The 19,002-nt window shown below is 55.1% G+C and carries 19 protein-coding genes; 7 read left to right on the top strand and 12 right to left on the bottom strand.

Going from position 1 to position 19,002, the window contains the following annotated elements:
* A partial coding sequence (locus J7J49_RS20255; RefSeq protein WP_215095234.1) for an IS3 family transposase occupies window positions 1-442 on the top strand: 442 nt, incomplete at its 5' end.
* An 89-nt stretch (window positions 443-531) separates the two neighbouring features.
* Here the strand turns inward: J7J49_RS20255 and J7J49_RS20250 are convergent.
* The 7 genes from J7J49_RS20250 to J7J49_RS20220 form a co-directional block, all read right to left on the bottom strand.
* Window positions 532-855 (bottom strand): hypothetical protein, encoded by a 324-nt coding sequence (locus J7J49_RS20250; RefSeq protein WP_064232346.1) that lies wholly within the window; start codon window positions 853-855, stop codon window positions 532-534.
* Window positions 856-1,462: 607 nt separating this feature from the next.
* Entirely contained in the window at window positions 1,463-1,765 is a 303-nt protein-coding gene (locus J7J49_RS20245) for a hypothetical protein (RefSeq protein ID WP_064232347.1), read from the bottom strand.
* Between the two features lie 632 nt (window positions 1,766-2,397).
* Window positions 2,398-2,709: a hypothetical protein gene (locus J7J49_RS20240; protein WP_064232348.1), complete on the bottom strand. Its 312-nt coding sequence runs from the start codon at window positions 2,707-2,709 to the stop codon at window positions 2,398-2,400.
* Between the two features lie 303 nt (window positions 2,710-3,012).
* Window positions 3,013-4,299: a phosphate regulon sensor histidine kinase PhoR gene (gene phoR, locus J7J49_RS20235; protein WP_215095232.1), complete on the bottom strand. Its 1,287-nt coding sequence runs from the start codon at window positions 4,297-4,299 to the stop codon at window positions 3,013-3,015.
* A gap of 2 nt (window positions 4,300-4,301) precedes the next feature.
* Complete coding sequence (gene phoB, locus J7J49_RS20230) at window positions 4,302-4,991, bottom strand: phosphate regulon transcriptional regulator PhoB (RefSeq protein WP_009286297.1); 690 nt, start codon at window positions 4,989-4,991, stop codon at window positions 4,302-4,304.
* Between the two features lie 127 nt (window positions 4,992-5,118).
* Window positions 5,119-6,009 carry a 4-hydroxybenzoate octaprenyltransferase gene (gene ubiA / locus J7J49_RS20225; RefSeq protein WP_064232350.1) on the bottom strand — a complete coding sequence of 297 codons (891 nt, stop codon included), beginning with the start codon at window positions 6,007-6,009 and terminating at the stop codon, window positions 5,119-5,121.
* 35 nt (window positions 6,010-6,044) lie between these two features.
* Window positions 6,045-6,620: a chorismate--pyruvate lyase family protein gene (locus J7J49_RS20220; RefSeq protein WP_064232351.1), complete on the bottom strand. Its 576-nt coding sequence runs from the start codon at window positions 6,618-6,620 to the stop codon at window positions 6,045-6,047.
* A gap of 196 nt (window positions 6,621-6,816) precedes the next feature.
* Here J7J49_RS20220 and J7J49_RS20215 point away from each other — a divergent pair, with 196 nt between their 5' ends.
* The 4 genes from J7J49_RS20215 to J7J49_RS20200 all read left to right on the top strand — a co-directional run bounded on the left by J7J49_RS20215 (window position 6,817) and on the right by J7J49_RS20200 (window position 9,702).
* On the top strand, window positions 6,817-8,007 hold the full coding sequence (locus tag J7J49_RS20215) for an NAD(P)/FAD-dependent oxidoreductase (RefSeq protein WP_215095230.1): 1,191 nt from the start codon (window positions 6,817-6,819) through the stop codon (window positions 8,005-8,007).
* A 108-nt stretch (window positions 8,008-8,115) separates the two neighbouring features.
* Window positions 8,116-8,388 (top strand): HU family DNA-binding protein, encoded by a 273-nt coding sequence (locus tag J7J49_RS20210; protein ID WP_064232353.1) that lies wholly within the window; start codon window positions 8,116-8,118, stop codon window positions 8,386-8,388.
* The gene (locus J7J49_RS20205) at window positions 8,388-8,744 is read left to right on the top strand and encodes a hypothetical protein (protein ID WP_064232354.1); all 357 of its coding nucleotides are present in this window, start codon (window positions 8,388-8,390) and stop codon (window positions 8,742-8,744) included. Before J7J49_RS20210 ends, J7J49_RS20205 begins: the two co-directional genes overlap by 1 nt.
* Window positions 8,745-8,757: 13 nt before the next feature.
* Window positions 8,758-9,702: a LysR family transcriptional regulator gene (locus tag J7J49_RS20200; protein ID WP_215095228.1), complete on the top strand. Its 945-nt coding sequence runs from the start codon at window positions 8,758-8,760 to the stop codon at window positions 9,700-9,702.
* On the opposite strand, the gene J7J49_RS20195 is transcribed toward J7J49_RS20200, so the two are convergent.
* The 5 genes from J7J49_RS20195 to J7J49_RS20175 all read right to left on the bottom strand — a co-directional run bounded on the left by J7J49_RS20195 (window position 9,681) and on the right by J7J49_RS20175 (window position 14,717).
* Complete coding sequence (locus tag J7J49_RS20195; protein WP_215095226.1) at window positions 9,681-11,231, bottom strand: aldehyde dehydrogenase family protein; 1,551 nt, start codon at window positions 11,229-11,231, stop codon at window positions 9,681-9,683. The genes J7J49_RS20200 and J7J49_RS20195 overlap by 22 nt on opposite strands.
* Entirely contained in the window at window positions 11,228-12,130 is a 903-nt protein-coding gene (locus J7J49_RS20190) for an NAD(P)-dependent oxidoreductase (protein ID WP_215095224.1), read from the bottom strand. The genes J7J49_RS20195 and J7J49_RS20190 overlap by 4 nt, the downstream gene beginning before the upstream one ends.
* 119 nt (window positions 12,131-12,249) lie before the next feature.
* Window positions 12,250-13,407 (bottom strand): M20 aminoacylase family protein, encoded by a 1,158-nt coding sequence (locus J7J49_RS20185; RefSeq protein ID WP_215095223.1) that lies wholly within the window; start codon window positions 13,405-13,407, stop codon window positions 12,250-12,252.
* A gap of 10 nt (window positions 13,408-13,417) precedes the next feature.
* Window positions 13,418-13,912, bottom strand: a complete 495-nt coding sequence (locus tag J7J49_RS20180) for a hypothetical protein (protein ID WP_081899118.1) — start codon at window positions 13,910-13,912, stop codon at window positions 13,418-13,420.
* Entirely contained in the window at window positions 13,899-14,717 is an 819-nt protein-coding gene (locus J7J49_RS20175; RefSeq protein WP_064232359.1) for a DUF3100 domain-containing protein, read from the bottom strand. Before J7J49_RS20175 ends, J7J49_RS20180 begins: the two co-directional genes overlap by 14 nt.
* Window positions 14,718-14,901: 184 nt before the next feature.
* Between J7J49_RS20175 and yccS the strand changes: the two genes are divergently transcribed.
* The gene (yccS, locus tag J7J49_RS20170; RefSeq protein ID WP_215095222.1) at window positions 14,902-17,118 is read left to right on the top strand and encodes a YccS family putative transporter; all 2,217 of its coding nucleotides are present in this window, start codon (window positions 14,902-14,904) and stop codon (window positions 17,116-17,118) included.
* Between the two features lie 209 nt (window positions 17,119-17,327).
* A partial coding sequence (gene tssI / locus J7J49_RS20165) for a type VI secretion system tip protein TssI/VgrG (RefSeq protein WP_215095221.1) occupies window positions 17,328-19,002 on the top strand: 1,675 nt, incomplete at its 3' end.

Here is a 19,002-nt window from a genome sequence, read left to right as displayed (position 1 = left end):
AGGCGAAAAGCTCTACCTGTCGCCCGTGATGGATCTCTACAATGGGGAAATCGTGTCCTACTCAATGCAGAAACGGCCGGCGTTCTCGTTAGTCGGGGGAATGCTGAAAAAAGCCTTGGCCAAGCTGGCCGATCAAGACGCGCCGCTACTGCATTCCGATCAAGGCTGGCAATATCAGATGCCCGCTTACAGGCGCAAGCTCGCCGAGCAGGGCGTGACCCAGAGCATGTCACGCAAGGGGAATTGTCTAGATAATGCAGCGATGGAGAGCTTCTTTGGAACGCTGAAGTCAGAATATTTTTACCTGAACAGCTTTGACACCATTGAGCAATTACAGGCGGGCATCCGACACTACATCCATTACTATAACCACGAGCGCATCAAGTCCAAACTAAAAGGCCTGAGCCCGGTGCAGTACCGAGCTCAGGCCTTGTCCGCTTAGTGTTTTACTGTCCAAGTTTTTGGGGTCAGTTCAAAAGCGGGGTTTTTTGCGAGTTACGTTTACATTAGCAGTTACACTTATTCTGTTATTTACCAGTCGGTGCTATCGCCTTCATCCCGGGTCAAATCTTCGGGGCGGATATTGTCACTGCGGTGCTTCCTTTCCCCAATATCAGAAGAGCTGCTTGATGGCGAAAAATCTAAACTATCGCTTTCATCGCGGTTCAATTGATGAGCAGAAGCATTATCTGCATTCGACGTTGTATGCGACGTAGGTTTATCGATCACATTCTGACCAGCGGAACGATCTTTGTTCAATTCAATTGATGAGTTCGCCATTGCCAGCGGGCTCGCGATTAGACCAAAAGCGATAGCTACGATAGCGCCTTTTTTGCCCATTTCTTTCAATAACATGACGTTCTCCTCATTATTGCTGTATACCGTTCAATGGTAATAAGAACGGCTATTGCTCTCTTAATTAAGCATACCATATGCCAAAAACCATTATTAAATAAAAAATACAATAAAATCAAATTCTTATAGATAAAATATTGTGCGCCAAAAAAACTGACACAGGTTTATTTTGTCCAAAAAAATTGTGCAATAATTACACATGAGCGATTATATCTATACAAAAAGTGGCTAAGGACATCCACACGAGCAGACTGAGGCAACGCGATAAAGAAAAGGATTCAATAACGCCATTCCAAAACAGTCGGTGAAAACCGTACTTGAAAACAATACTTGAAACGAAGAAGAGGATAGCGAAGAGAGCGCTGAGCACCCAAAAAATCAGACCCCGCATCAGCAGGGTCTAAGGACACAATACGTTGACAATGACTAGCGCCAGCTTCCTCTCCTTTTGCGGGATTCCAACCTTGGAATTTAACCCTGACCAGCGCTCTGATTGTCGTGTGATTCATTCCATGAATCGATGCGCATCCCTATCGATGTGACACGCTTTTGCGTTTTTAGCTCACACCCTAATCGTAATGTATTTCTTCAGAATTGCAAACTTTTGTTACCAAACGTTTCCATCACCTTCATCGTGCGTTAAGTCTTTTGCGGTGTATTCTGCCTGAGCACTAGTGCGATGAGACTCTGCCTTAATGACATTAGGGCGATCGCCTTCGTCGTACATCAAATCAGATGGGCTAAAATCCGCTTGGCCGGATGTGTGATGAGACTGCGCCTGGATGGGCTCGTCATCAACCGTGAAGTCTTGATTAGCATCGATGGAGATATGGGCAAAAGCTAGCGGGCTTGCCAGCAAACCAAATGAAAGACCTACCACGGCTGCTTTTTTAACAAATGCGTTAAACATACTATTTACTCCTGGTGACTGTTTGAGACCGCTGAAGTGAAGTGAGAGGAGCACTGTGGCAAGCATCTCACTGCGTTTAGCTTCACTACCCCGATATTGCACACGCTGTGCCAATATCACCAATAAAATAATAAATCCATTAAAATCAAATGCTTAATATATATATGTTGTGCGCAATAATACGCCACTAAAAACAAAAGCACGCTAATTACATGTGCAGTAATGACACATGCGCAAAATAGTCTGTGTCTTTATGACACACTTAGTAAAGCAATCCAGGCACTACCCCAGGCACAATTGCGAATGGTCGCTATGGCGAAATTGAAAGGAAAATGAAAAAAACACTAGAAGGGAGTGGCAGCAAAGGCGAGCGAGGAGCAAAAAAAAGCAGACGACAAAAAATTAGGCCTCGCAATGCGAGGCCCGATATCAGAATTGATGATAGGTAATGACTAACGCTAGCTTCCACTCCTTGTGCGGGACTCCAACCTTGGAATTTACCCTGACTAACGTTTTGATTTCCTAATGATTCGTCCTTGAATCCGAAAGGCATCCTTGCCTGTATAACATCCTGTTAATCGCTTTTTCATCCTATGAAAAAGCATTCAGTGATATCTAAAAAACATCAATAATTAGCTACCGCTATTTTCTTCAACCAGTTCATCTGCATCATACTCAGCGTCATCTGAGTGACTGCTTGATTGAGGTTCCATGTCGCTGACACCATCGCCTTCGTCATGGGTTAAATCATTAGTCATATCTGTATCGCTACCGTTTGAGCTACCGGTTCCTTGGGGATCCATTGGCTGCTCGTCAGCCGTGATACCTTGGTTGTCATCAATCGCGGTGTTTTCATCTGTTTGTGCAAAGGCTAATGGGCTTGCCATCAGGCCAAAAGAAACACCTAAAATGCCAGCTTTCTTGAGAAAATCCTTGGACATCATATTCCACCTCTGATCGCTGTTTGTTACCGCTGGGTTAAGAAAGAAAGGCTAACAAGTAGCCAGCAATTCCTGCGGTCATCTTTCTTAACTAGTATGCTGCAGCAGTCATGCCAAAAAACCGAAATGTGAAATTTAAATCATATAAATCAATATTTTATTTAAAATTAAACATTGCATAACGGCCAATTATGAGCCATTACCCACGCTTTTTCCTGTGTAAAAATGGCACATGAGTAAGTTTCACCAGCCTTACATGTCAATATTGAACACTTCTACAAATATTGTGCAGGGCGCCTTGCTGGATTAAACCAACCGCGAGGGGGGGAAGGTACAGCGGAACAGTGCGCCTTTGCCGGGAAGGGACTCTATATGTAGTTGCGCATCGTGGCGTAACAGCACGTGCTTAACGATCGCCAAGCCTAAACCTGTGCCACCGGTCGCCGTGCTGCGCCCTTTATCTACACGATAAAAGCGTTCGGTTAAGCGGGGAATATGCACGGGATCAATCCCTTCGCCATTGTCTTCAACATCTATATAGCCACCGCCATTGGCGCTAGCTTTCCAGCGTAGTGTGATTTGGCTGCCTGCAGGCGTGTAACGAACCGCATTAAAGGCAAGATTTGAAACAGCACTACGAATTTCCTGTTCGCTACCTAACAACCGCGCATCACTCTCAAGCGCCACGGTGATGGTATGCCGCTGATGCGAGAGAGCAAGCGCGTCCTCGCAAACGCTGTTCAGTAAAGGCCCAAGTAGCAGCGGGTGATGATCTTTACCGCCCTGATCAATCTCTAGGCGCGAGAGCAGCAATAAATCATTGACCAAATTCTGCATCCGCTGGGTTTGTTCCTGCATTTGCTGAATACTACGGCCTAAACGCGGCGGCAGTTGATCGGCAATGTCGCTGTAGGTTTCCAGATAGCCTGAAAGAACGGTCAGAGGGGTACGTAGCTCGTGGGAGACGTTGGCAACAAAGTCGCGCCGCATCTGCTCAAGGCGATGCAAACGGGTAATATCCCTGGCCATGACCAAGCGCTCGTCGTCACCGTACAGGGTAATTTGATACTGCAGTATTCGCCGTTCATCAATCGGTGAGGTTAGCGTTAACGGCTCACTGTAATTACGCGCATTAAAGTAACTGATAAAGCTTGGTTCGCGAAGCAGGTTGGTAATGTGCTGGCCACGGTCATGGGCGGTTTGCAGCCCCAGCATGGCGGTGGCGGCGCTGTTCCACCACTCCAGGTCACCGTGACGGTCAAGCATGACCACGCTGTCGCGCATCGCTTCAGACGACTCTTGAATACGCGCCAAGGTAGCGCGCAGGCGGCTTTGGGTAATTCGCTGACTTTTTTGATAGCGGTACAAACGATCAAATAGCTCGCCCCACATTCCGCGGGCAGCAGGAGGCTCATCGTGAGGGTGAAAAGTGAGCCACTTATAGAGCTCGCGCAGCTGTCGTAAATGGTAAAACAGACATACCGCAAGCCCTGCCGAAAGTCCTAGCCCAGCCGAGCCCAATAGCCAACCTAAGCAAGTACCCAGCGTGGCCAGCCACGCTATTCGCCACAGCTCACGACTCCATAAACGCACATTTACACCCGTGCAGAGAAACGGTAACCGGTACCCCGAACCGTTTGAATCAGGTTTTGATGCACGTCGCCCAGCGCTTTGCGCAAGCGGCGAATATGCACATCGACCGTGCGTTCTTCGACGTAGACGTTGCCGCCCCACACTTGGTCAAGCAGTTGGCTGCGCGTGTAAGCGCGCTCTTGATGGGTCATAAAAAACTGCAGCAAACGGTACTCGGTAGGCCCCATTTCCAGCGCTTTACCGTGAGCGCTTACCCGATGGCTTACCGGATCAAGTAGCAGGCCGTTAATCTCTATCGGGTCTTCAACGCCACGCGGCGTGGCACGACGCAGCACCGCTTTTAGCCGTGCCACCAATTCCCGGGGCGAAAAAGGCTTGGTGATATAGTCATCGGCACCGGCTTCAAGCCCTTGAATCTTATTATCCTCTTCGCCTTTGGCGGTGAGCATAATAATGGGAATCTCAGCGGTAGTTTCTTCACGCTTTAAGCGTCTAGCCAGCTCAATCCCGCTAGTGCCGGGCATCATCCAGTCCAGTAGCAGTAGGTCGGGTTGGTGGTCGACCACCATGGCATGAGCATCCTGGGCGTTATCCGCTTCGAGCACGCGATAGTCAGCCATTTCCAGCGCTACCGCGATCATCTCGCGAATCGACGCTTCATCATCGACAATCAGAACGGTCTTGGCGGTCATACCAGAGCCTCACGGTGTTCAAAGAATAGCTCAAAGAGAACTAGCGCAAAGCAAGCTAGCTCAAAGAAAAACAGCTCAATGACGATAACACCATGGCTTGATGACAATTATATGACATTCAAAAAAATTAGCCCGCCGCAGGCCACCAACTTAGCGCGATACCGGCAAAAATCAGTAGCCCCGACCAGTGATTATTGAGAAACGCCTGAAAGCAGGCATCTCGCTCCTGATAGCGAATTAAGCGCTGCTGATGCAGGAAAGTCGCCGCCATTGCCGCAAGCCCTAACCAGAAGAATCCACCTAAACCGACCCGCCAACCTACCCATGCCAACAACCCCAGGGTGGCTAGCTGGAGTAGGCCGATAATCAAACGATCGGCATTTCCAAACAGCACCGCCGTCGATTTAATGCCAATTTTTAAATCATCGTCGCGATCGACCATGGCGTACTGGGTATCGTAGGCCACTGTCCACAGCACGTTGGCGCAGAATAGTAGCCATGCTTCCAGTGGCACGTAGCCAAGCACCCCACCAAAGGCCATCGGAATCGCCCAGGAAAACGCCGCCCCCAGCACTACCTGAGGAAAATGGGTATAGCGCTTCATAAACGGATAAATAATTGCCAGCAGCACCCCGCCTAGCGAGAGCAGCACCGTAAACCAGTTGGTCAGTAATACCAGAATAAACGCCGCGGCCACCAGGGCGATAAACAGCAACTGGGCTTCGGTTTCGCTGATCCGGCCCGTAGCTAATGGACGGTTTTTGGTACGTTTTACATGGCCGTCAAAGTGACGATCAGCATAATCGTTGACCACGCAGCCCGCGGCACGCATCACGTAAACACCTGCCACAAAAATCAGCAGCACATTTCGCCCGGGTACACCTTCCGCAGCGACCCAAAGAGCCCACAGCGTCGGCCACATCAACAGCCATGTGCCTATCGGCCGATTCAAACGCATCAGCTGTAAGAAATCTGCCACGCGAGCCCACCCCTTCGGCCGCAACAATGAACGATCCATGCTTACCTCACCAAGAATAAGATGCAGGCGCTAGCCTAGCGCGAAGGCAGGCCAAGATCATCAGCCATCGCACCCAAAAAATACTCTTGAACTAATAACGACAGACCGCCGTGCTGACAGCCGTGATAAAACACAGAGCGACGGCCCCAGGTAGCATCTCCCTGAATACCGCTCACGCTAGCAAAAGTGGGCGCTTGCCTCGTCGCTTCTAATGGCCCGCGGATTACGCCTGGCTGACGAAATAACCAACTGCCTAGGGAGCGTTCGCCCAGACGCTCCAAGCGCTGACCCTTTAGCTGCGTGAGCGGGGCGACCGAGCGTGCCACCACCCAGGGGGTCTCATCCAAGCACAGCGCCACTTCGCGCAGCCAGGCGTATCGCTTAGCACCAATGCCCAGCGCCTTAGCCTCATCCTGCCGCGGCCAACCGACCCCCTGGCGTAGCAGCCGTACGCGAAACGGCTTGTCTCCACCCGCAGCGATTAAGCGGGCGGTCAACGAGTCGGTGGAGGCAACCCACTGCCACCAGGTAGGGCTCATCGCTGGGCGTGCCGCATCAATGGGGCGCCAGCGCGAAAATAGCGGAATTTGCCGAAAAGCAGCAGGCGTCACCGAGTTCTCCAGGGCAATAAACGAGGCGGCTAGTGTAACATGGGGTACTAACAGGCTTTTGTTTCAGCGACCTTTTTAACGACTCTGTCTTAACAACTTTGTTTTAACGACTCTGTTTTAACAACCACATTTCAACAGCTATGTCTTAACAGCTATGCCTTAACAACTATGTCTTAACTACTATGTTGGTATCTGCATGCCCGCCACCCAAACACATAAAACGTCTACACACGCTGCACTGGTAATTATTGGCACCGGGATGGCAGGGGTTGGCCTTGCTCGTGCCTTGCGTCGCCTGGGCGACCAACGCTCAATCACGCTGGTCAGCGCCGACAGCGGCGATGACTACAGCAAGCCATTGCTTTCCACCGGCTTCGCCAAGGGCCTGAAGCCCAATCAATTAGCCCAGCGCAGCGCAGCGGAACTTGGCGATGAGCTCAACGCCAAGATGTTTATCCACACCCAGGTAAGCGCACTGGATGTGGATAACCAATTCGTGCTCCTCAAAGAAGGTCAGAGGATTGGCTATGACACGCTGGTATTAGCCACCGGCGCTGCGCCACGGGTGCCCTTCAACATTGCCTCCAGCGTGGCCCCTAGCTGTTTTACTATCAATGACCTAGACGACTACCGCCGCTTTCATACCGCGCTGGGTAATGGCCCTGCACGGGTAGCAATTGTTGGCGCGGGGCTGGTTGGCTGTGAATTTGCCAACGACCTTTACGCTGGCGGTCATCAAGTCAGCATTGTCGCCCCCGAGAGATCCCTGCTTCCTCGCTTGCTGCCACCGCCCCTAGGGAACGCTCTGGGCGATGCCTTTAGCGAAGCGGGTATCCATCTTCACCTTGACCGCTCACTTCATTCCATAGCGCTCAGCAGCGATGAAAACACGGTTCTGCAATTGGATAACGGCGACACCGTCGGCGCGGATCTCGTGTTGATGGCCACCGGCCTCGCGCCCCGCACAATGCTTGCCGAAGCCGCTGGTTTAAACGTGTTACCTAGCGGCATAGTGGTTGATCGTCAGTTGCAGACTTCGCATCCCAATATCTATGCCCTGGGGGATACAGCCTGCGTAGATGGCGTTAATGCCATGTACGTTCAGCCTCTGCAAGCCAGTGCTAAGGCACTGGCGGCAACCCTTTCGGGCACCCCCACGCCGGTTAGCTTTGGCGCTTGGCCGGTGGTGGTTAAAACACCGCTGCTGCCAGTGGTTGCCTACCCGCCTACGACCACACCTGAGTGCTGGCGAATTGAAGGTGAAGGCGGTGATATCAGTGCCTTGGCGGAAAATAAAGACGGACGTTTGATTGGTTTTGCGTTGACAGGCGGCTGCGTGAGAAGGAAAGTGGAGCTTTCCAGAGCAGCGCCTGCGCTGCTAGGCTGATTTTCGCCGCGTTCACGACTAGGCTAGAGAAGCTAACCTAATCGGCTACGCACCCAACAACATTCATTTGTTTGATGTTTGATTTCTATTCAAAAGGGGAGATTCCTTATGCGCAAACCTGAACTCGCTGCAGCCATCGCTGAAAGTGCCGACCTGTCCAAAGATAAAGCAGGCCAAGTGCTGAACGTCATTCTGGATGAGATCACCAACAGTTGTGCCAAGGGCGAAGATGTCGCGCTGATTGGTTTTGGCACCTTCACCGTACGTGAGCGCGCAGCGCGTACCGGTAAAAACCCGCAAACCGGCGCCCCGCTGCAAATTCCAGCCAGCAAAAACGTGGCCTTTAAGCCAGGCAAAGGACTTAAGGACGCCGTTTCCTAATGAAGCTCAAGCTGACGCTGTGGCTGCTGGGCGTACTGCTCAAACGCGCCCTGCGCCGCAAGCCGCGCTTTCGTGAGCAGTTAGAACGTATGCGCGGCCTGGACTGGGGAATTGCCACGGAAGATCTAAGCATTGCCCGTCACTACCGGATGACGCCGAAAAGTGTCAGTACTGCTAAAGGGCTGCCGGTCGACTTGGATCTTGAGCTACGCTTCCGTGATCAGGATACCGCCTTGAAAGTGCTCAAAAAGCCGACCCAGCAGGCCTTTCTCGACGGCATGATGAACGGCAGCGTGCGTTTGGTGGGGGACTCCGCCGATATGAATAAGCTGCAAAAACTACTCAAGTATTTGTAGCGCCTCACTATCGATGGACATACCTCATCAACGCTTAGTGTACTTCCGCGTTACCCTGGAGTCTGGCTCAGTGCGCCGCGCAGCGGCGCGCTTGGACATTGCTCCCTCGGCAGTTAGCAGGCAAATTGCGCTGCTGGAAGAAGCCTTGGGAGCCTCTCTGATGGAGCGTCAGCGCGATGGCATTTCGCCTACACCGGTAGGTGAAATGCTGCTTGAGTACTGCGAACGGCGCGGTGCCCTCGATGAAGGTTTTATTGCCTCGCTTGAATCCTACCAACGCCTGGAAACTGGCAGAATATCGCTCACCGTAGGCGAAGGGTTTGTCAGCGATTTAGTGGCTTCCCCGCTGCACGAATTTACCCAACTTTATGCGGGTATCCAGCTCGATATTCATATCGCCGGTACCTCGGGCATTATTGAAGCCGTGGTTGATGACCACAGCCATATCGGCTTAATGTTCCACGAAAGAACCCATCCTCAACTGCGTTTTTGGGCATCTAGCCCCCAGCCATTAATGGCCATCCTGCCACCGCAACACCCCTTGGCCAACCAGCCTGCGCCGCTCTCTCTGGAGCAACTTAGCGCTGAACCCATGGCTATGTGGGATGCTAGCCACGGAGTGCGTCAGATGGTCGATCAAGCATTTCAACAGGCGCGGATCGCCCCACGTCTGGCCATGAACACTAACTCCATGGTGGTACTGGCACAGTACGTACGCAGCGGTATGGGTATCACGCTGCTACCCGCCTTTGCCGTTGCGCATGATTTAGAGGTCGGTACGCTAGTGGCGCGGCCGGTAGATAATCCGCTCTTTCAGCGCTCCCATGCCCACATGGTCACCCGCGTGGGCCGCCAGCAGCCCAAGGCCTGCATACTATTGCTACGCCATTTGCAGCGCTGGATGCAGGCCTTCCGAGAGCCCAGTCCGGTAAGCGATCAACCAACACCGCTACCGTAACCAAACGCGACGCTGGCTTCTGGCGCGGTTTCCACCCATACGCTTTGCGGCACCGTGTATTCACGTAGGCCATCCAGGCCGCTGGAACGGCCAAAGCCGCTCTCGCCAAAGCCTCCAAACGGCGACATCACGCTAATCGCTTTATAGCTATTAATCCACACGGTACCCGCCCGCAGCTGCCCGGCAACACGGTGGGCTCGCGCTACATCCTGGCTCCACACCGCACCCGCCAAGCCAAACCGCGTCTCATTGGCAAGTTGAACGGCCTGGTTTTCATCGTCAAAGGCCATGGCGACCAGCACCGGGCCAAAGACTTCTTGCTGGGCGATCTCCATATCCGGTGTGACATCGACCAGCAAGGTAGGGGCGATAAAGTAGCCCTGGGCTTCATCTGGCAGCCCTGCCGGGCGCTTGCCACCCGTCAATAGCCGCGCACCCGCAGCGACGGCGGCGTCGATCATTCGCGTCACCTGCTCAAACTGACGGCGATTCTGCAGTGGGCCCATACGCGTTGCTTCATCGCTGGGCAGGCCCACCGCAATTTGTTCTGCTGCCCGCGCCAAACGGGTGGTGACCTGCTCAAACACCGAGCGCTCAATCAATAAGCGCGACCCTGCCACACAGCTCTGGCCTGCGGCGGCAAAAATGGCGGCTTGGGCACCCGCAACGGCCTCATCCAACTTGGCATCGGCAAACACAATATTGGCGGACTTGCCCCCCAGCTCTAACACGCTGGGCACCAACCGACGCGCCCCCGCCTCGGCAATCAGGCGACCACTTTGAGGCGAGCCGACAAATACCAGCTTGCTGATGATCGGGTGATCGGTGAGCGCCGCGCCCGTCGTTTTGCCCAGGCCGTTAACGATATTGATAAGCCCCTTCGGCAACCCGCCACTTTCAAGTAGCTTGGCAATCACCACCGATGAGAACGGCGTAAGCTCGGAGGGCTTCAATACCACCCCATTGCCCGCTGCTATCGCTGGCGCCAACTGCCAGGCGCAGGTGAACATCGGTGCGTTCCAGGGGGTAATCTGCCCCACCACGCCATAAGGCACGTGGCGCACATAGTTAAGATGCGAGGTGGGTACCGGTATCACTTCGCCATGCTGCTTATCGCACCAGCCTGCATAGTATTCGAACATCTCGCGCACTTTGCCGACTTCGGCCCGGCAGTCACGAATTGGCTTACCGGCAACGACACTTTCCAACTGCGCCAGCGACTCTTCATGGCCCTCCAGGCCACGTATTGCGGCATTCATGCGCCGTCCGCGCTCGCTGGCGGTGAGCGCCATCCATTCACGCTGACCACGCTCAGCGGCTTGGGTGGCACGATCAATCAGCGCGGCCCCCGCATCACGATAGCTCACCAGCGTTTCGCCGGTGGCCGGGTTGGTCAGGGTGATCACTTCCCCTTCTCCTGCCACTAAACCGCCATCAATCCAGTTGCTCAACAGCGTGGTGGCCGTTAATCCAAAACCTTCGAGCAGCGTGGCAAGGTGATCTTGAGCATGTTGGCTAAGTGCGTTCATGACTGCTCCTCCGCCTGGCTGGCACGCGCTAATATCGGCGTGGTGATATGGTTAAAGTCATCGCTATCGCTTGGTTGTTCGGGGTTCGCGTGCCAGGCATCGACCACGGCTTGTAACAGCGGCGAGGGGATATCCAGTTGCTCAGCGGCATCCCGGGCCAAACGTAAATCCTTACGCATCAAGCCGGTGGTAAAGCCAGAATCGAAACGCTCGCTCAGCACCCACTCGGGGAAGTTCACCTCACTGACCGCGCTGCGGCCCGAGCCACTGTTAAGGCCCGCCAAGCAGGCGGCGGGGTCAACGCCCGCTTTGGCTGCCATCGCCACGGCTTCGGCGGTGGTTAGCAAGTGCGCGGCACACAGGTAATTATTGGCAAGCTTGACCACATGGCCGCTGCCCGGGCCACCCACATGGGTGCGCTTGGCCGACATCGCTTCCAGCATCGGCAACACTCGCTCAACAGTGGCGACATCACCGCCCAACAGCATGCCAAGCTTGCCGCTGGCAGCCCCTTTCGGGCCCCCGCTGACCGGCGCGTCCAGCCACAGAAGGCCCGCAGCGGTTACTTTTTCGGCCAGTTCACGGCTGACGGCGGGGTCACTGGTGGAGGTATCAACAATCACGCTGCCTTTCGGCGCCAGCGTGAGCAAGCCTGGAGATTGCTCGATCACTTCGCGCACATGGGCAGAAGTCGGCAGCGACAGCAGGTAAACATCGCTTGCGGGTAGCGCATCGGGCGCCACAACGGTTAGCCCTTGCGCAGCAAGACGTGATCGCGCTGGTTCAAATACATCGCTGCCAGTTACCGCAAACCCTGCGGCTTGAAGGGTGAGGGCCATATTCCCGCCCATCTGCCCGAGGCCAATGACCACGATCGATAATGCTGTTGTTGAAGACATCGTAAGTGCTCCTTAAACGTCCTACTAAGTATGAAGACGCCATATTCGGGGTAGACGCTCCCCTACCCAGTGGGCATCAGAGAGCGAATAACGCTTATCGTTGAGACAAAGGTGGCGATTTAGACGAGCAGTGCCCTTACCAGCTCCACCCAGTAGCGTGCGCCCAGCGGCAATAGTGCATCGTTGAAGTCATAGCGCGGATTATGTAGCGAAGCGGACTCCTCGCCATTGCCCATCCAGATATAGGCACCTGGGCGTTCGACAAGCAGGAACGAGAAATCCTCAGAGGCCATGCTGGGCGGTGGGTTACGAATCACGTGCTCGCTACCCAGCAAGCTCTCCAGTACCGTGGCGCAGTGCTGGGCATGCTCCGGGGTATTGATAGTGGCGGGATAGCAGCGCTGGTAATCCAGCTCAACGGTTAGGCCGTGGAACTCAGCTAGGCTAGCAATCGCCTGTTTAAAGCGCTCTTCCAGATGCTCTTTATGCGCCATATCGAAACAGCGCAGCGTGCCACGCAGCGCCACCTGCTCGGGGATCACGTTGAAGGTGTCCCCCGCGTTAATACTGGTAATACTCAGCACCGCCGATTTATCTGGCGGCGTTTCGCGGCTCACCAGCCCTTGCAGCTGGCTGATTAATTGGCAGCTCGCCAATACCGTATCAGTCCCTAAGTGGGGCATCGCCGCGTGGCAGCCTTTGCCGGTTAGCGTCAGGCTAAAAATATCGAAAGCGGCCATGACGTCGGTATCGTGCACTGCGGCGACACCGACGGGCAGGCCGGGCCAGTTGTGCAGCCCGTACACCGCATCCATGGGGAAGCGTTCAAACAGGCCCTCTTCGACCATCACCCGTCCGCCGCCGGCGTTCTCTTCGGCGGGCTGAAAGATGAACACTACCCGGCCTTTGAAATCCGGCTGCTGCTTTAACGCCCAGGCAGCGCCCAACAGCATGGTGGTGTGACCATCGTGGCCGCAGGCGTGCATCTTGCCGGGGGTTTGCGAGGCGTAGTCAAGCTGGGTCTCTTCGCGAATATCCAGGGCGTCGATATCGGCCCGCAGACCGATGGTTTTGCCTTCACCCAAGCGACCATCCAGGGTCGCCACCACGCCCGTACCCGCAATCCCCGTCGTCACCTCAAAGCCCCACTCATTGAGCAGCGCGGCAATACGTGCACTGGTGCGGTGCTCCTCAAACGCGGTTTCCGGGTGTTGGTGAAAATCGCGTCGCCAGGCGGTAAGTTCGGCGCTATCCGGTAAATTAATGGGGGTAGTCATCGGCCTATCCTTACAGCATTACGTGAGCGACAACGGCAGAGCCGATAAAGGTACCAGTGAAGACCAGCAGGGCAACAATCACCAGCTTCCAGCCGGTTTGCTTGAACATGGCAAACTCACGCCCGGTAAGCGCTAGCCCTGCATAGGCCAACACGGGGGTTACCACTGCCAGGAAATCCACCTCGGCTAATCGCGCAATGATCCAGCCGTTGCCAGGAAAGAACGGCAGCGTTGCAATAATGCTGATCAATGACACCCAGGCCACGCTGGGTAAATAAAAGGGGCAAAAACGCCCGATCACCAAGCCAATGATGACCATCACATACAAAATCAGCATGCCGGGCAGTGCGTCTAGCAGCGGCGAGCCATTGACGATATTGCTAAACCACGCAGCGATACACACCGCTGCCAGAACTAAAGCCGTTTTACCGAGTTGGTTTTCCGGGCGTAGCTCTTTAAGCGCCTCAGCGTCAAACTGATCGACCGTGCTCTCATGAGTTTTCATGGCTAACCTCCTGACGTGAGCCTTTTAAGCGCTTGTACATCCACTCGGTGACCGGTAGCGCGATAAATAGCGAGATATACAGGCCGGTGGCGTAGGTAAGCAGGTTGCTAGCCCCAGCGAAGGCGAGCAGTTCATCTTTGGAAGCCGGTACCGCTTCGGCTAAGGCTGCCGAACACGCCGCCACCATACTGCCGCTGCCCACCCCGCAGGCCATGGCCAGAGCACGAATATCGAGAATATCCAGCGAGGCGATATAGCCCGCCATTAAGGCAAAGTAGAGCGTACCGAACATGGTGCCCACGACGTAAACGCCCATAATGCCGATACCTTCAGGGCTTCTGAGTCCATAACGGTCTGAAATAATGGCAATATTGGGTTCACGGGCGATAGAGTAGGTAGCGCCAATCGCTTCCCGGCCCATTTTGAGCACTAATACCGCAAAGGGCAGCGCTATCAGCATGGTGCCGAGATTACCCAGTTCCTGGAGTATCAGCGCTGGGCCTGCGGCGATAATCTGCTCGATCGCTGGGCCAATGGTGGAGCCAAACTTGGCAATAAACGGCAATATAGCGATCAGAATGATCGGCCCTGCGGCATTGCTGACCGGTTTGGGAATAACCTTGCCCATGGCCGAAAAAAGGTGGGGATTAAACAAAACGCCAATCACAAAGGCGTAGAGCAGCGGTAGTAACAGCAGTGTTCCGGGCCCGAGAGGGATGCGTACAATGCCGATCCACTCGGCAAACATTGACGTCGCAATCACCAAGAGGTGAAGACGCCAGTCCAGCAGCAGTTTGAGATCCATAGGAGTTCCCTGTTTTTTTTAGAGTCACTCCGAGTATCGAAAGGTTGGTGTTTCAATCATAGGGTTTTAGTGCGCTATTTTTTAGAACACTAAGCGCTGTGGGTTAAACGTTGATCGCTGAGGTAGCGACATCCAACGCCCACACCTTTATACTAAAGTCTAACAATCACCAATAAGAGCCTCTATGCCCATTACTTTGCCGCTACGGCGCCTTTGGACGCTGGATAAATTCGCCTACAGCCTGCGCGTTTTTATAGCGTTCAGCGGAGCGCTGCTGTTCAGCGGCGTGATGAGCGATGTAGCGCTAGTGATTCCGCTTTTCCTTGGCATTATCGCCTGCGCGCTGTCTGAAACCGACGACAGCTGGCAAGGCCGCTTGCAAGCCCTGCTGGTAACGCTGGTGTGTTTTACCTCGGCATCATTTATTGTCCAGTGGCTGTTTCCCTGGCCGTGGCTGTTTGTAGTCGGGCTGGGCCTTTCGACCTTTAGCCTGATTATGCTCGGCGCCATCGGCCAGCGGTACGCCACCATTGCCTCTGGCACGCTGATACTGTCGATCTACTCGATGATCAATATAGAGCAGCACGGCGGGGTCGATGAAGACGTGGCGACACGCCAACTGCTGCTGTTGGCGGGTGCGGTGTGGTACGGGTTAATTTCGGTAGTGTGGTGTGCGCTGTTCTCCCGCCAGCCGGTCAAGCAGAGCATGGCGCGGGTGTACAAAGCGCTGGGCGAGTTTTTGATACTCAAATCAGCGCTGTTTGAACCGGTACGCGGTGTGGATGTAGAAGCCCGCCGGGTGGCCCTGGCGCGCCAGAACGGCAAAGTCGTCGATGCGCTCAACCAAGCTAAAGAGATGATTTTCAGACGCTTAGAGGGCCAGCGCGGCGACCAAAAACTCAACCGCTACCTGCGTATCTACTTTATCGCCCAGGATATTCACGAACGCGCCAGTTCCACCCACTACCCCTACAGCGCGCTCAGCAAAGCATTCTTCCACCACGATGTGCTGTTTCGCTGTCAGCGGCTGCTGGATCAGCAGGGTCGCTCATGCCGCCAGTTGGCCAAATCGCTGCTACTCAATAGGCCGTTTGATCACCAGCAGAGTGAAGAGGCGCTGGCTGACTTACACGCTTCCATTGAGAACTTGCGCGACCGGGGCAGGCCCGAGTGGCGCCCGCTGCTGTACCCCCTAAGTGCCCTGGCTGACAACCTCGCCACTCTGGAAAACCAGCTCGCCAGCGCCCACAATCCTGGCGTCAGCGATGAGCGGCGCGACAGTTCGCTGTTTGATCGCTCGCCGTCGAGCTTGCTGGAAGCATGGAAGCGGGTGCGCTTGAATTTTACCCTTGGCTCGCCCACCTTTCGTCACGCGGTGCGGCTCTCCATCGCGCTAATGACCGGCTACGGGATCATGCAGTGGATCGACCCGGCGCAGGGTTTTTGGATTCTGCTTACCACGCTGTTTGTCTGTCGGCCCAACTTTGCGACCACGCGACGATTTTTGTCACAGCGGATTATCGGCACGGTATTAGGCCTGGTGGTGGGCTGGGCATCGATCAGTCTCTTTCCGCATCCGCTTGTGCAAAGTATCATCGCCGTGGCCGCTGGGGTTTCGTTTTTCGCTAACCGTGAAAAACACTATGTGATCGCCACTGCGTCCATCACCCTGCTTGTGCTGTGCAGCTTCAATCAGGTGGGCGACGGCTATAACCTAATCTTGCCGCGCCTACTCGATACCCTGCTTGGCTCGCTGATTGCGGGGTTAGCAGTGTTCTTTATTCTCCCCGATTGGCAGGGCCGCAGGCTTTATCGCGAGGCTGCCAACGCGCTAAACAACCATCGCCGCTACCTGGAGGAGATCATCCACCAGTACGAAGAGGGCAAGCAGGATGACCTGGCCTATCGCCTAGCGCGGCGCAATGCCCATAACGCCGACGCCGCACTCTCCACCCTGCTCACTAATATGCTCCACGAACCAGGGCATTACCGCAAACAGGATGCGGACAACGGCCTGCGCTTTCTGGTGCTTTCCAACACCCTGCTTAGCCACCTCTCCGCCCTTGGCGCACACCGCCACCAGCTGGCAGACGATGAAGACGACGCCACACTGGTGCCGGTAGCAAAACGCATTGGTGAGCTGTTGGGCCAGATTGCGGAACGATTACGCCAGCGCCAGCCGGTTGAGGCACTAACGGATCAAGTCGCCGAACTGTTAAGCCAGTTAGAAGGGCAGAGTGCCGCAGCAGACGAACAAGCGGTTACCCTCTACCGCCCTATCCAGAGCCAGCTGCGCCTTATTACCGAGCAACTGGCCCCGCTGGGCGAAGCGGCAAATCGGTTGGTCAACGTATCGCCAAGTTCAACATCTGCACCCGATGAGCATCAGCCCTCACTTTAGCCTGTAATACGCGCTTTTATTCACAGCACTTAGCACATCCGTTGCTTACACAAGCCGCCTTCTTGTAAGCCATGGATTAAAGTTTTGTAAGAGATCTCTTACGCGTGTAAGAGATCTCTGTCACTTGACCTCCAGGCCTTGCTCTCTGGCCCCCGCTCGCTATCCTAATCGTTTCTCATTTAGCAGATAACGATTCAAGGAGCGGAGCGATGGCGGATAAAACGGGCCTGCAATTTACCCTGACTCTACCCGGGGCCGATGACACCGCCGTCGTGCGCTTTACCCATCGTGAAGCCCTCTCTGAGCCGTTTACCCTCTCCGTGGACTTTGCCAGCCGCACCCATACCCTGTCGCCCAGCGACTGTTTGGATCAGGAAGCCACCCTGTCCATTTGGCAGGACGGCGAGCCGCTGCGCCGTGTGCATGGGGTGATAACAGAGCTGCATCGAGGCGATCGCGGCCATCGGCGCAGCTTTTATCGGGTCGAGATTCGCCCGGCCCTGTGGCGCCTATCGCTGCGCTACAACTCGCGCATCTTTCAAGACACCTCGCCGTACGATGCCATCACCACCTTAGCCAGCGAGCGCAGCCTCACCGACATCGGCTTTGCCACCACCCGCACGCCCCTGGATCGCGAGTATTTGGTGCAGTACCGGGAGACTGATCTGGCCTTTATCGAGCGCGTGGCCGCTGAAGAGGGCTGTTTCTATTTCCATGAGTTTGAAAATGCCGAGGGCGGTAAACACTCGCTGGTGTTTGCCGACGCCACGGTGGTATTGCCCAGTGTGGGCGAGCGCACCTACCACGGTCGCGCCGGGGGTACCCCGCCCCGACGCCATATACGCAAATTGCGTCAGGCCAGCCGGGTGCGTCCTGCCTCGGCGATGCTTAAAGACTACACCTTTAAGAACCCGCCCTACGCGCAGATCCACGAGCACCTCGCGCCAGGATTGGGGGAGCATGCCCAGCGAGAGGATTACGAACACTTCGATTACCCTGGGCGTTATAAAAAGGATGCCTCCGGCAAGCCCTTTACCCGCCACCGCTTAGAATCCCTGCGTGCCGACGCCCTCACCGCCGAAGCGGAAAGCGACCTGCCTGAACTCGCCCCCGGCATTTGTTTTACCCTCACCGACCACGATATCGATAGCCTCAACCAGGCGTGGCAGGTGGTCTCTGTAGTGCACCACGGCGAACAGCCTCAGGCCCTGGAAGAGGACGGTATGGCGCGGGGTGGCAATGGGGCTCTGCGTCGTGGGGCACTGTCGGATGCGTCAGACGAGCAGATGACCCGCTACCATAACGAGCTGGTCATCATGCCCAGGGAGCAGACCTTCCGCCCGGTGCCTAATCCTAAGCCGCGCGTCGATGGCCCCCAGGTGGCCTTTGTGGTCGGGCCGGAAGGCGAAGAGATCTACTGCGATGAACACGGCCGGGTCAAGGTGCAATTTCCCTGGGATCGCTACGCCGAACCCAACGAGACCGCCAGCTGTTGGGTGCGAGTGGCCCAGGGCTGGGCAGGCGGTGGCTACGGCAGCATGGCGATCCCGCGGATCGGCCATGAGGTTATAATCTCACATTTGGAGGCTGACCCGGATCAGCCGCTAATTACCGGGCGTACCTACCACGCGGTAAATACTCCGCCCTACCCGCTACCGGAACACAAGACCCGCACGGTGATCCGCACCCAGAGCCATAAGTCCGTCGGCTTTAACGAACTGCGTTTTGAAGACGCCACCGGTGAAGAGCAGATCTGGCTGCATGCCCAGAAAGACCTGGAGTTGCTAACACTTAACGACCGCACCGAGGAGATCCGCCGGGACAGCCACCTCAAGCTGCATCGCAACCGCTTGAGCGAGATCCATAACGACGATCACCTTACCG

It is taken from the genome of Halomonas sp. ISL-56, from assembly GCF_018612805.1.
Lineage (GTDB): Bacteria > Pseudomonadota > Gammaproteobacteria > Pseudomonadales > Halomonadaceae > Vreelandella.
Note: the sequence above shows the minus strand (reverse complement) of the source record. Positions and strands in the feature narration are given on the sequence as shown.

Bases quoted from the DNA above. Each gene is read 5' to 3' on its own strand.
- J7J49_RS20200 (WP_215095228.1), top strand. From the start codon at position 8,758: ATGGACATACCTCATCAACGCTTAGTGTACTTCCGCGTTACCCTGGAG.
- J7J49_RS20190 (WP_215095224.1), bottom strand. From the start codon at position 12,130: ATGTCTTCAACAACAGCATTATCGATCGTGGTCATTGGCCTCGGGCAG.
- J7J49_RS20210 (WP_064232353.1), top strand. From the start codon at position 8,116: ATGCGCAAACCTGAACTCGCTGCAGCCATCGCTGAAAGTGCCGACCTG.
- J7J49_RS20175 (WP_064232359.1), bottom strand. From the start codon at position 14,717: ATGGATCTCAAACTGCTGCTGGACTGGCGTCTTCACCTCTTGGTGATT.
- J7J49_RS20215 (WP_215095230.1), top strand. From the start codon at position 6,817: ATGCCCGCCACCCAAACACATAAAACGTCTACACACGCTGCACTGGTA.
- phoB (WP_009286297.1), bottom strand. From the start codon at position 4,991: ATGACCGCCAAGACCGTTCTGATTGTCGATGATGAAGCGTCGATTCGC.
- J7J49_RS20240 (WP_064232348.1), bottom strand. From the start codon at position 2,709: ATGATGTCCAAGGATTTTCTCAAGAAAGCTGGCATTTTAGGTGTTTCT.
- J7J49_RS20185 (WP_215095223.1), bottom strand. From the start codon at position 13,407: ATGACTACCCCCATTAATTTACCGGATAGCGCCGAACTTACCGCCTGG.
- J7J49_RS20205 (WP_064232354.1), top strand. From the start codon at position 8,388: ATGAAGCTCAAGCTGACGCTGTGGCTGCTGGGCGTACTGCTCAAACGC.
- J7J49_RS20195 (WP_215095226.1), bottom strand. From the start codon at position 11,231: ATGAACGCACTTAGCCAACATGCTCAAGATCACCTTGCCACGCTGCTC.
- J7J49_RS20180 (WP_081899118.1), bottom strand. From the start codon at position 13,912: ATGAAAACTCATGAGAGCACGGTCGATCAGTTTGACGCTGAGGCGCTT.
- J7J49_RS20250 (WP_064232346.1), bottom strand. From the start codon at position 855: ATGTTATTGAAAGAAATGGGCAAAAAAGGCGCTATCGTAGCTATCGCT.
- J7J49_RS20245 (WP_064232347.1), bottom strand. From the start codon at position 1,765: ATGTTTAACGCATTTGTTAAAAAAGCAGCCGTGGTAGGTCTTTCATTT.
- ubiA (WP_064232350.1), bottom strand. From the start codon at position 6,009: ATGGATCGTTCATTGTTGCGGCCGAAGGGGTGGGCTCGCGTGGCAGAT.
- yccS (WP_215095222.1), top strand. From the start codon at position 14,902: ATGCCCATTACTTTGCCGCTACGGCGCCTTTGGACGCTGGATAAATTC.